This window comes from Runella rosea (assembly GCF_003325355.1).
GTDB classification, from domain to species: domain Bacteria; phylum Bacteroidota; class Bacteroidia; order Cytophagales; family Spirosomataceae; genus Runella; species Runella rosea.
Genome location: NZ_CP030850.1, coordinates 1316680 through 1330154 on the forward strand (window position 1 = coordinate 1316680; position 13475 = coordinate 1330154).

Annotated in this window: 8 protein-coding genes; 6 read left to right on the forward strand and 2 right to left on the reverse strand. The window is 45.5% G+C overall.

Going from position 1 to position 13475, the window contains the following annotated elements; genetic code table 11:
• Positions 1-165 precede the first annotated feature (165 nt).
• The 5 genes from DR864_RS05625 (at position 166) to DR864_RS05645 (ending at position 8397) form a co-directional block, all read left to right on the forward strand.
• A complete protein-coding gene (locus DR864_RS05625) occupies positions 166-777 on the forward strand; it encodes an RNA polymerase sigma factor (protein WP_114066034.1) in 612 nt (203 codons plus the stop codon).
• Positions 778-800: 23 nt separating this feature from the next.
• Positions 801-1889, forward strand: a complete 1089-nt coding sequence (locus DR864_RS05630; RefSeq protein WP_114066035.1) for a FecR family protein — start codon at positions 801-803, stop codon at positions 1887-1889.
• Between the two features lie 208 nt (positions 1890-2097).
• On the forward strand, positions 2098-5403 hold the full coding sequence (locus DR864_RS05635; RefSeq protein ID WP_114066036.1) for a SusC/RagA family TonB-linked outer membrane protein: 3306 nt from the start codon (positions 2098-2100) through the stop codon (positions 5401-5403).
• 43 nt (positions 5404-5446) lie between these two features.
• Positions 5447-6913: a RagB/SusD family nutrient uptake outer membrane protein gene (locus DR864_RS05640; protein ID WP_114066037.1), complete on the forward strand. Its 1467-nt coding sequence runs from the start codon at positions 5447-5449 to the stop codon at positions 6911-6913.
• Positions 6914-6939: 26 nt separating this feature from the next.
• Positions 6940-8397 (forward strand): FAD-dependent oxidoreductase, encoded by a 1458-nt coding sequence (locus DR864_RS05645; protein WP_114066038.1) that lies wholly within the window; start codon positions 6940-6942, stop codon positions 8395-8397.
• 273 nt (positions 8398-8670) lie between these two features.
• On the opposite strand, the gene rlmD is transcribed toward DR864_RS05645, so the two are convergent.
• The gene (gene rlmD / locus DR864_RS05650; protein WP_114066039.1) at positions 8671-10086 is read right to left on the reverse strand and encodes a 23S rRNA (uracil(1939)-C(5))-methyltransferase RlmD; all 1416 of its coding nucleotides are present in this window, start codon (positions 10084-10086) and stop codon (positions 8671-8673) included.
• 139 nt (positions 10087-10225) lie between these two features.
• On the opposite strand from rlmD, the gene DR864_RS05655 reads away from it, so the two are divergent.
• Entirely contained in the window at positions 10226-12457 is a 2232-nt protein-coding gene (locus DR864_RS05655) for a T9SS type B sorting domain-containing protein (RefSeq protein WP_114066040.1), read from the forward strand.
• Positions 12458-12461: 4 nt separating this feature from the next.
• Here the strand turns inward: DR864_RS05655 and DR864_RS05660 are convergent, their stop codons facing one another.
• The gene (locus tag DR864_RS05660) at positions 12462-13304 is read right to left on the reverse strand and encodes an alpha/beta hydrolase (RefSeq protein WP_114066041.1); all 843 of its coding nucleotides are present in this window, start codon (positions 13302-13304) and stop codon (positions 12462-12464) included.
• Positions 13305-13475: the final 171 nt, after the last annotated feature.

Here is a 13475-nt window from a genome sequence, read left to right on the forward strand (position 1 = left end):
GTTCTATTTACCTAATGTTGATGCTTTTTGTATTTTCTAAAAAAAATATTTCTGAATAAAGGGTATTTTTTCATAAACCTTGTACCTGTACTTATAACAGATTTATGACTCGTTGGAGAATAAATAGTAATATGCCAAGCAGATAACGAAGTGTTTGTAAAAGACATGAACAGAACCTTCCAAAACAACACCGACGAAACAACCCTTTGGATTGCTTTTAAAAAAGGCGACGTGCGGGCGTTTGAGCAGTTGTATAACCGTTACTTCGAGGTACTGGCCAACTACGGCTATCGGTACTGCACCGACAAACAACAACTCGAAGACGCCATTCAAGACGTTTTTGTGGATGTATGGCGACGCCGACAGCATCTTGCCGACGTAGATAGCGTAAAATTTTACTTATTTCGGGCTTTACGCCATCAAGTAATCCGTAACACCCGCAACGACTTACTCGAAACGTCTGAAGACATCAACGATTTCCTTGATTTTTTGGTGGCATTTTCGTCGGAACAACAATCGATTGAACAGGAAACTCATATCACCCAAACGCAGGCCGTTGCAAAGGCCATTGCCCAACTAAGTCAACGCCAGCAAGAAGCCATCAATCTGCGCTTTTATCACGGCATGAGTCTCGATGAAATGACCCAACTTATGAGCCTCAGCAAGCAGTCGGTCAGCAATCTACTTTTTAAGGCATACAGTGTGTTACGCCTCACTATCAGAGGGATACCCCCACTTTTACTGCTGTTTTTACAAATATCCCACCTTATTAATTAGTCACCTTTTAAGTTTTCGATCACATGAACTATGACCATTTTCAACCCAACGACTTCATGCACAACGACTCGTTTGTGCGGTGGGTGTTGTTTCAGGAAGAAGACTCTTTTTGGCAGGAATTTCTGAAAAAATACCCTGCCAAAGCCGACGAAATTAAGCAGGCGCAGCAACTGATTTTAGGCGTCAAATCAGCCGAAGCGCAAAATACCCCCGCTCTCAATCAAAAAGCTGTTTGGGCCAGCATTGAAGCCATTATTACCGAACCAGATGAGGAAGAAACTATTTTTGAGCGCAAGTTTTGGCAAACCAATGTCTTTAAGTACGCAGCAAGTTTGGCAGTGTTGGTCGGCTTAGCGTGGCTCTGGACTACGAGACAACCCGACCACCAAGTCAGTTATCAAGATTTGATAGCCGTTATCGAAGAAAAAAGCCCGCGTCAAGAAGTGGTAAACAACGGTCAAACCACCAAAAAAATACGCCTCGAAGACGGCACAATGGTACATTTGGAAAAGGGAAGCCGCCTGAGTTTTCCCGTGCATTTTGAAACCAAACGCCGCGAAGTAGTACTGAGCGGAGAAGCGTTTTTTGAAGTAGCCGAAAATCCTGCCAAACCGTTTTATGTCTACGCAAACGAACTGATTACTAAAGTATTGGGGACAAGTTTTAGAGTATATGCCTTAGAAAATGGCAAACAGGTAACGGTAAAAGTACAGACGGGCAGGGTGTCGGTATTTAAACAAAATCGCATAGACATCGCTGACCCCGAAACCAAAGGACTGCTCTTGTTACCCAACCAACAGGCCGTTTTCAACCGAACAAATGAACTATTGAACCGAAGTTTGGTAGAAGTACCTGTCCCCATTATCGCACAAAGCCCACTTGTAAAAAGACAATTTGAAGAAGTTCAAGTAGCCGAGGTGTTTGAAGAACTGGAAAAATTGTTTGGCGTTGAAATACGCTACAACGAAGACGCGCTTTCCGACTGTATTTTGACCACCACCATTAGTGATGATTCTCTGTACGACCAACTCGAAGTGATTTGTCAGACCATAGGCGCGGCTTACAAAGAGATTGATGCCCAGATTATTATCGAATCGACAGGCTGTAAGTAAATCATTTGTCATTAAATCCAATAAATAGGTTAACCAAAAATCCCTTAAACCTCAAAATCAAAAAAAGGGGAAAGATGCTGTAACACCTTTCCCTTGCTGAATCCGCAGGTGTGTACGAAGCACCGCGTTTTCGTGTCTTGCCTTTTCCAAAACAAAAACAATCAAAATTATGTCAAATTTCTTTACCAGAAAAGAGATTTTCTGCCTTATGAAAATCACCCTCACCCCGTTACTGCTCGTTTGTCTGCTGACTACCCTCAGTTTTGCGGAAAATACCTTTGGCCAAGAACGGCTTCAGGAAAAAATTACACTCAATCTGAAAAACGCGGATATCAAAGCTGTGCTCAAAAGCATTGAGCGAAAAGCGAATGTTGTTTTTTCTTACCAAAAAGGTGTAATCGCCACCGACGAAAAGCTGACCATTGACATCAAAGACGAGACTTTAGAATCGGTATTGCAGCGCATTCTCACCCCTCGACAAATCAGCTACCAAGTCATCAAAGCCAACAAAATCGTTTTGGTGCGTCGTGTCTTGGGAAACGAACCCGAAGCATCTGAGCCCAAGCCCGTTCCAACTACCCTCGACATCCAATTGGCTCAAACGGTTATGGGGACCGTCACCGACGAAAACGGGGCGGGCTTGCCAGGTGTGAGTGTTATAGTGAAAGGAACGCAGAAAGGTACAACGACCGATGCCAGTGGAAAATATAAAATAGACGTACCTGACGAAAAAGCTATTTTGGTGTTTTCGTATGTAGGGTATTTATCTCAAGAACTGGTTGTTGGCAATCAAAGCCAAATCAACATTAGCCTCAAAACAGACATTAAGGCACTGAATGAAGTAGTAGTAGTAGGTTACGGAACTGTCAAAAAAAGCGACTTGACTGGTTCAGTCGCACAGGTAAAATCTAAAGAATTAAATGCCTTTCCGACCGCTAACGTATTACAGTCCTTATCTGGACGGGCGGCAGGTGTGCAGGTTACCCAAAATAACGGCTCACCTGGGGGCGGAGTAAGTGTACGCATCAGAGGCACGAACTCAATTCAGGGAAGCAACGAACCTCTTTATGTAGTAGATGGATTTCCAACATCTGGGAGCAATCCAACGGTACTTAACAATGTGGATATTGAAAGCATAGAAATTCTGAAAGATGCCTCTGCAACAGCCATTTACGGCTCACGAGGTGCTAATGGAGTAGTGTTGATTACTACCAAACGAGGTAAAGCAGGAGAAACCAATGTAGATTTTGAGACAAGCTATAGTTCACAAACACTCCGCAGAAAACTGGACTTGATGAATGCGCGCGAGTATGCCACCTTCTACAATAAACAAGCTGCCAACGACGGCATTCGCCCCTATTTCACACAGACTCAAATCGATTCCTTTGGCGAGGGTTTTGATTGGCAAGACTTTGTGTTTCAGAAAGCTCCCATGAAAACCATGTCACTCAACATCAGTGGTGGAAACGAAAAAACCCAGTTTTCGGTGTCGGGAAGTGCTTTTGGGCAGGAGGGTATCATCCGAGAAAGTAATTACAATCGCTATTCGCTCCGAACCAACATCAATCATATCATCAGCAAAAAATTCACCTTCAATCTAGCCAGTACCCTGACTCGGATTATGACCCAAGCCCAAAACAGTCAGGGGGGCAACCGAGGCGGGTCGCTGATTTCGGCGGCGGTGTCTTCTCCTCCTATCCTTTCTCCTTACAATGATGATGGTACTTACCGCATTTTTGGCACGGCCTATTCCTTTATCAGTGCCCTACTCGTAAACCCCATCAATCCTCTCAACGAGCAAAGTAACCAAACTAAAGGAAACAGGATATTGACCAATGCAGCTTTTATTTATAATCCAATCCCCGAATTGACCATCAAAGTGTCGGGTGGTATCGAAAACATGGACGACCGTACCGATTCTTACACCACCAACAATTTCATCAATTCGCAAGGCAGTGCAGGAATAAGTACGAGTCAGTTTACCAGTTTTTTGAGTGAGAATACCGTCAGTTATCTCAAAACCCTCCAACAAAAACACAATATTTCGGCAGTAGTTGGTTTTACTTATCAAGATTTCCTGAGTACTTCTTTGGGAGGCAATGGAGTGGGTTTTCTAAGTAATACAAGTCAAACCTACGACTTGGGTGCAGCCAACACACCAGGCATCCCAAGTTCTAGTTATTCCCAATCCAAGCTTTTGTCTTATTTGGGGCGGCTCAATTATTCGTATGACAGTAAGTACTTAGCCACCATGAGCTTTCGGGTAGATGGCTCTTCCAAGTACAGCGAAGGCAACAAATGGGGGTATTTCCCGTCGGCAGCGGTGGCATGGCGTATTTCGAACGAAGAATTTTTGAAAAACAATACCTTCATCTCTGATCTCAAACTACGCGCAAGCTGGGGACTGACGGGTAGCCAAGCCATCGGCCCTTATGCTACGCTCAACCAACTTTTTTCGGGAAAAACCGTTTTTGATGATGCTCTTTTCACTACTTATGCTCCCGGTACGGTGCTCCCCGGAAATTTGAAATGGGAAACTACTGAACAAAAAGACATTGGCCTCGACGTCGGTATCCTCAACAACCGCTTCTTAATTACGGCGGATTATTACATCAAAAATACCCGAGATTTACTCAATACGGTTCAGTTGCCCTCTTCTCTGGGTTTCACAAGTACCATTCAAAACATCGGTGAAATCCAAAACAAAGGATTTGAGTTAGGACTCAACGCCAATGTTTTGACGGGCGCATTGAAGTGGCACATCAATACCAACATTTCTTTTAACCGCAACAAAATCCTCAAACTTTACGGTGGGCAAGATATTTTGGGTGGCTTTGTAGATATTTCTGCCATCACAGATAATCGTAACATCCTTCGTGAAGGTCAGCCTTTGGGGCGTTTTTGGGGATACATCGAAGATGGCTACGACGACAAAGGCAAAATCAGATACAAGGATATCAACGGTGACGGTAGTATCACGGTGTTAGATAAAACCTACATCGGCAACCCCAACCCTAATTTTATTTATGGTATCACTTCTAACTGGTCGTTCCGAAATATCGAATTGAGTATCTTCTTACAAGGTACCCAAGGCAATGACATCTTTAATACGAGTTCGATCAACAACACCGTTGATTTTGGCTATGGGCTCAACATGCCGCGCGAAGTGTATTTCAATCACTGGACGCCCGCTACGCCCAACGCCAAATATCCTATTGTGAGTAATACCACTCGTACCAATGTCTCTAATCGTTTTGTAGAAGACGGTTCTTACTTGCGCCTTAAAAACATCCAAATTGCTTATAACCTCCCTCTTCAAAATTGGGGTGTAAAATGGATGCGTTCGGCACAGCTTTATGCCAGTGCTCAAAACTTCCTTACACTCACCAAATACTCTTGGTGGGACCCCGAAGTAAACTCAAATGGTGGAGCCAACTCCACCGCTCAAGGTTTTGACCACAACAGTTACCCTACCTCTAAAGCTATGACAGCGGGTGTGAGGGTTGGTTTTTGAGAATAGACCCTACTTCATATTTCATCCTAACAAGATATTCAAAATGAAAAAAATAGATTTTGTTTTCCCGAAAATATCCACCTTGTTTCTATCGTTGGCCTGCGTATTATCTTCTTGCGAAAGCATTTTAAAAGAAGAACCAAAATCGCTCGCTACTGAAACCTTCTACAATACTGCCGCTGAGGTAGAAGCGGCTGTCAATGCCATTTATACACCGCTACGCAGCAGCAACACCAGTGGCATGGGCGTGTATATCGCTGTTTTAGAAGCCCACATCGACTATGCGTATGGCCGTGGCAGTTATGCAGTTTTGAACAATTTTCAAGGGCTCGACAACGTGAACATTAGCCGCACGGCTGGAGCATGGGAAGGTTTTTATCTCAGTATTCGAAATGCTAATTTGGTCATAAAAAATGCACCCAACGGAAAGTCTATTTCCAAGGCGAACATTGACAAATACATCGCGGAAGCAAAATTTTTGAGAGCGTTCAATTATTTCCATTTGGTCAGGAATTGGGGAGGAATCCCTATCAGAACCGAGGCTAACATGACAGAAATCAATGCAAAACGCAACTCCGTAGCCGAAGTCTATAACCTTATTTTGGCAGATTTGAAAGTGGCTGAAGCTGGCCTTCCCGATCAAATATCTCAATCGGGTCGCCCCTCCAAATGGGCCGCCAAAACGCTACTCGCTGACGTATATTTAGAACTTAAACGTTACGCCGAGGCCCGAGATAAAGCCGAGGAAGTGATGCTATCTAAGAAATTTTCGCTGGTAGCAGTCCAAACATCCGAAGACTTTCAGAAGATTTTTGGCCCAACCGTTGTCACCACTTCCGAAGAAGTATTTTACCTCAAATATTCTCGCCAATCAGGGCAGGGAAATCTTTGGCCTTGGCTCACAAATCATCCCAGTACGCGACTTCACGGCGGAGGTGGAGTATATGGGCATCACAGCGATGTCACCAACCCTGTTTATAAAAACTGGGACGACAAAGACCTCCGAAAAGGCCTTTGGTATGCTTGGAACATCGGTTTAGGCGCTACATCGATTTTGTCAAAAAAATTCATCGACCCTGACGCAATCGGTGGCTCAGGTGCAGGCAACGACGCGCCTTGGTATCGCTACGCCGACGTTTTGCTCATCTATGCCGAAGCCGCCAGTCAAGCCGCCAACGGGCCTACGACCGCCGCCTTAGAAGCCCTCAATCAAGTACACCGCCGCGCTTATGGCTTGGCTCCGACCAGCCCTTCTGCGATTGATTTCAAGTTGACAGACTACAATACCCCCTCCTTTTTAGACTTGATTATCAAAGAACGAGGCTATGAGTTTCAGTACGAAGGCAAACGATGGTTAGAACTTAAACGCACCGGCAAAGCGAAACAAATCATCTTGGCCTCCAAAAGCAAGACCATTGCCGACAAAGCTTATTTGTGGCCCATTGCAGTATCAGAACTTGGCTACAATACCGCCATTGACGCTGTCAAAGACCAAAACCCTGGCTATTAATTCCCCACTTTCAAAACATCGAAATCATGAATTCCAACGATAATTTTGCAACGTTTGCATCCATGTTTAATCTCAATCGCCGCAAGTTTTTACAATCGGCCATTGCCAGTACGAGTGCAGCTATATTGCTTTCTCAAGCAGCCGAGGCGTCATCTCCCGAAGCTAGTATATTTAAAGAACCTGCCCAAAATCTTCCTATCAAAGATGAAGTAGATGTGATGGTATGTGGGGCGGGACCCGCAGGCGTATCGGCGGCTATCACCGCCGCACGAGCTGGTGCCAAAACCCAACTCATCGAAATACATGGTTGTTTAGGAGGCGTATGGACAGCGGGACTTCTGACTTATATTTTTGATTTTAATAAACCCGGCTTGACCAAAGAAATCAAAGCCAAACTCGACGAAAGAGACGCGCGTCGCAACAAAATCGCGGATCAGTTTGTATACCACCCCGATGAAATGAAGCTACTTTTGGAAGAAATGTGCCAAGAAGCGGGCGTAAAATTTCTTCTACACACCCGAGTAGCCGCGGCCTATCGCGACAAAAAACGCCTCACAACGGCCATTACCGAATCAAAGTCGGGTCGAGAAGCATGGAAGGCCAAAGTGTTTATTGATGCTACTGGCGACGGCGACCTTGGCGCGCAAGCAGGCAACACATGGGAAATTGGGAAGGGCGGCGACACTTGCCCTTGTCAACCTCTGACCCTCAATGTATTGGCGGTAGTGAAAGATCCCGCCGCGCTCAAGCAATACATTTCATTTTATACCAACGAAGGCGAACGTGCCAATTGGCACGTTCCTGCCGTCAATGCTTTCATGAAAGAAATCAAACGAGCGGGCATCACACCTTCTTATGGAATGCCTACTTTGTTTTTGATTCGTGAAAATCTGGTGATGATTATGGTCAACCACGAGTACAACATCAAAGCATTTGATGCCACCGAAATCACCGACGCTACGGTACGCGCCCGTGCAGAAGTATATAATATCGTAAGAGGTCTCAACAAACTCGGCGGCCCGTGGGAGGGAATGCAAATCGTGGCTACGCCCGAGCAAATCGGCATCCGTGACGGTCGTCGTATTCAGGGGCGCTATACCGTCACCAAAGAAGATTTAGTAGTGGGTGCTCGCCATGTCGACGCCGTGACGCGCCCTACTTTTGGGGTGGACATTCATGCTACCGACCGCAAAACCAACGAAGTAGAAACCATTTCGCGCGGAGGTATCAAGATGATCCCCTACGATATTCCTCTACGAGCGCTTATTGCCAAAGACGTCGATGGCCTTATGATGGCGGGTCGCTGTATCAGCGGAGATTTTACGGCACACGCCAGCTACCGTGTCACGGGCAATGCAGTTGCGATGGGCGAAGCCGCCGGAGCGGTAGCCGCCTTAGCAGCCAAAAACAACAAACTCCCCCACGAAATCGATTGGAGTGACGCCGCCCAGTTATTGCATCAATTAGGAATGCGTACTAAGTGAGGCAATAATTTTACGAAAAATATTGTTGTAAACACTACGCTTTTTACTGAAAGCGTCTGAGTATAAAAAACAAGCTTTTGGACTTACAAAACGAACCAGCCGTTTGTGAAACATACGGAATTGAAGGTCATTTTAAAACTATCCATAAAGGTCACGGCCAAAACCCACAACAAAGATCTAGATTTTTGGAAGCATAATTTGATAGATAGATAAAAGTGAACTCTTAAACCCCCACCGGGCTTCCGTTGGGGGTTTAAACGGTAAAACAACGACCTACCTCTTTCTCTCCAACAGCACCACATTCTCCACATGGTGCGTATGCGGAAACATATCTACCGGACGAACCCGTTGTACAGTATATTTTTCATCCAACCACGCCAAATCCCGCGCCTGCGTGGCGGAGTTGCAACTAACGTAAACGATTTTTGTGGGTTCCATCGTCAGCAAGGTGCGCACCACTGGTTCATCCATCCCAGCGCGCGGCGGATCAGTGATGACCACATCGGGGTGGCCGTTTTGATGGATAAATTCTTCGTTCAACACGTTTTTCATGTCGCCGGCATAAAAGCGCGTGTTCTCAATGCCATTGATGGCTGAATTTATTTTGGCGTCTTCAATGGCCTCGGGAACATACTCCACTCCTATCACGGCTTTGGCCTGCCGTGCCACAAAATTAGCGATGGTGCCCGTGCCTGTATACAAGTCATAAACGTGCTCATTACCCGTCAACTGCGCAAAGTCACGTGCTATTTTGTACAATTCGTAGGCTTGGTCGGAGTTGGTTTGATAAAAAGATTTGGGGCCAACCCTAAACGTCAGTCCTTCCATTTGTTCTTCAATGTACGGCTTACCCGCGTAAAGAATGGCCGTTTGGTCGTAGTAAGAATCGTTTCCTTTGGTATTGATGATGTATTGTAGCGAAGTGATTTGGGGGAAAGTATCGGCCAAGAAAGCCATTGTCACATCAATATCTTCTTGATTCGGCTCCGCAAACTGCACAATCACCATGACGTCGCCCGTGTTGGCGGTTCGGATAATGACATTACGTACAAAGCCAACATTGTGTTTTTGGTCATAAAAACGAAACCCTTTCGAAAGCGCAAACGTCCGCAGTTGGTTGCGAATGTCGTTAGAAGGGTCGGGCTGAAGAAAGCATTTTTCAATGTCCAGAATCCGGTCAAAGCGCTTGGGAATGTGAAAACCCAACGCATTGCGTTCTAGTTCAACACCCTTCGCAATTTCTTCATTGGTAAACCAACGCAAATTAGAAAAAGTATATTCCAGTTTATTCCGATAAAAAGTGGTCTTCTCAGAGGGCAAAATAGGCTCAATTTCAGGAAGTGGTACCTTGGCGATGCGGTGTAGGTGGTCGCTGACCTGCTGCCATTTAAACTGAAGCTGCTCTTTATAGCCAATGTGCTGCCACTTACATCCTCCACAAGTTCCGAAGTATTCACAAAACGGCTCTGCCCGCTTCTCCGACAATGAATGCGTTTTGATAACCCGTGCTTCGTAGAACTTCTTTTTCTTAAAACTAAGAATTTCAACATCAACTACATCGCCAGGCGCCACGTTGCCTTCCACAAAAACAACCGCGCCGTCTAGCTTTCCAATACATTTTCCTTCGGATGCAAAATCTTCAATGAGTAAATTTGATACGACTTGTCTATTTTTTTTGTAATTTTTCATCCAATTTGATTCGTTACGTTATCCATAAATCTTTACATTGATTCCTTTCTACTCATCAAGCAACGCAACGGTGTTTTTTTGCGTAAGAGTTTGAAACAATTCGGCAAAAATACAACGAGAAGTTAAGCCCTAAAACCTTATGAAAAAAATTCTACTTCGCGCATTGTGGATATTGGTGCTTTTTCCGCTCACTTCGTGGGCGTCGCATATTGTGGGAGGCGAAATTGAATTTTATCCAACCAACCGTTCAGCCAACCGTTTTTACATTGGACTTAATTTTTATTTTGACCAAGCCAACGGGCGTACTGGGGCCGAAACCTCCACGGTAATTCTGTATTTTTACCGTAAATCAGACAATGCCCCCATGGGTAATATTGAACTTCCGCAAACCACCCGAAAGCTCATTAATTACACCAACCCTACTTGCAGCAATGCCAATACTGATTTAAGAACATTACTGCTCAGGTACTCTTCCGAAATCGTCATTAATACCCAAAACTTCAACGACCCCAAAGGCTATTACATCGTGTGGGAACGCTGTTGTCGCAATAATATCATTACCAACATCACCAACCCAGCCAGCACGGGAGAGACTTTTTACACGGAGTTCCCCGCGTTGGTCCAAAATAATCTTCCCTACATTAATTCATCACCCAAGTTCGGGGAGCTGAAAGGGGATTACATCTGCCTGAATCGCCCTTTTGTCTTCGATTTCAGCGGGACGGACGCCGATGGCGACAGCCTCGTTTATTCTCTCTCTAAGCCATGGGCGGGGTACGCTGGTCCCAACAATCCCGAGCCTATTGCGCGCGGGGCCAGCAGCTATCCCGAAGTAAACTGGGCACCAGGGATCACCAACGAAAACATGATTCCAGGCCCACGGCCGTTGACCATCAACCGACAAACGGGCGTGCTAAGTGTCACCGCCGATAAAGCGGGGCTTTACGTATTTGCCGTACTGGTGGAAGAATACCGCAAAGGGGTGAAAATTGGCGCAACGCGGCGGGAGTTTCAGCTGAAAGCCGTAGACTGCCCCCTCAACCGAACGCCCGTAGCCCTCTATCGCGAAACGGGCAAAAGAGCCTTTTACAAAGAAGGAGAAACCCTAACCATCAAAAAAGACCAGTCTAAATGCCTGGACATCATGCTGACCGACGGTGACCCCAACCAACGACTGACCATCAAAACCGTAGGGATCAACTTCGACGATAAGTCGGTTGTGGCCAACCCTGTCTCCTTCATTACCACTTCCGCAACCGATACCCTAAAAGCGCAGATTTGTTTTGAGAAATGCGTAGAAAGCCGAAACAATCAACCTGTAATTTTGGAGGTGATTGTTAGCGATGACGGCTGCCCGCAACCCCTAACCGATACCTTACGAATTCGGGTTATTATCGAAGGTTCTACCAATAATAATCCCGATGTAACCACCGATTTGAGCAACAACCGCGCCACCATTCCGCAGGGTACTACCCTCAATTTCAAAGTAACGGGCATTGACCTCGACAATGATGATTTGGTCTTGGAAGCTAAGGGAAGAGATTTTCAGCTAACAACAGCGGGAATGACCTTTAACAACGCCACGGGCAAGGGAAGCGTAACGCAGCCTTTCACTTGGACCCCACCTTGTACCGCCACCAATCGAGAATACATCGTTGATTTTATCGTCACCGATGTGGCCTGTAACAAGCAAGTAAAAGATACCGTCAGTGTACGGCTACAATCCACCGCCAAACCCAACAATGCTCCCGATGTGTCGACGAGTTTGACGGCCAAACTACCCATTGATGTGCCGCTCCCTTCCGTAGATGCCGCCGTTCTCGGGTTTGACGTCTTTGGTGATGACCTCGACAAGAACGACCAACTCAAGCTATATGCCCAACCCAAAGGTTTTACGCTAGCCCAATACGGGATGAAGTTTAGCGATAAAACGGGCGTACCTCGCTTGGCTTCTCGCTTTGAATGGGAGCCTACTTGCGCCCAATACAGCGAGCTGTCGGGCAAAGAGTTAACCGTCAATTTCATTACCGAAGACAACAGTTGTGGCCCCGTAAAAACTGATACGGTAGCAGTAGTGCTACGATTTGGTGAGTTGCCGAGCATTGAAAGTCTTGACAAAAATATCCCGAACGTGATTACCCCCAACAACGATGGTAAAAACGATTGTTTCTTTTTGGAAAGTCTTTCCGCAGCCACCTGTGGACCGCAGTTTTTGCAGGTTGATATTTACAGCCGTTGGGGAAAACTTATTTTTACTTCTACCGACCGTAAATTCAAATGGTGCGCCGAAGGCGTGCCCACGGGACAATATTATTACGGCCTGAAATTTACCGACCGAACCTTCAAAGGAACGATGACCGTCATTAAGTAATGACTCAGTAGATACTCAATATTTTATCAATTAGCAAATCTGCCGTAAAATCGTGGGTTTCTTCGGGATAAAAATAATAGCGGTAGTTCAAGCGCAGTAGGTTGAGTTTGAAGCAGAGAATTTCGCCCTGCTCTTTGGGAACTACCCGGTCTTTGCCCCCGTAAAAAAGCATCGTAAGCGGTGGGGCCTTGTGATTAACGATAAAAAAAGGACTTGCTTTTTGGTATTCTTCGGGCGAATCTGAGAAGGTTTTTCCGATTAGTTGTTGAATCGGGATTTCGAGTCCCGCTTCCCGGAGCGGCTCAGAAGTCAGGTCGGTAGGAGCAGCTATACCCACCACTCCTTTGAGCTTTACCCCAGAAAAATTGGAATAGGCATAATTTAAGGCCAAATGTCCTCCCGCGCTCACCCCGCCAATCACAAACCCCTCTTGGGTGATGTTATACTTAGCGGCATTTTTTCGCAAATACTCCACCAACAGTTGGATGTCTGCCATTTGCTGTTCTAATCGAATACCTTTGGTACTCGTAAGGCGGTAATTGGCATTGACGATGGTTAAATTTTTGTTTCGACCTTTGAGTCCCATCACGCTGGGAATCAGAAACGACTTATCTCCAGACCCCCACGCTCCTCCGTGCAACAATATCAACACTTCCGAAGGGCGCTCTCCCGTTGTCACAGGGGCATATATGTCGCATTTTTGAACTGGGTCCGCACCGTAAGCCTGATTAAAATACTCTTTATATCCAGTCACTTCCTCTTCAATGGCTGGAGTAACTTCTGATAATTTACACCCACCCAAGGCTACCATCAAACACCCTACTAATGCTAATGAATACTTGCGCATCTTTTTTAGAAATTTTAATAAAAACAATACTACCTAATTGGCCTTATTTCTTCAAAAGAAACTTATTTAGTGGTTAAAGATACGATTTTGAATAATTGGTACATATACGATTGTAAACACTGTTTGGATTCATAGGCCTCAAAAGTTAGTCATTTATAAAAATAGACCAGT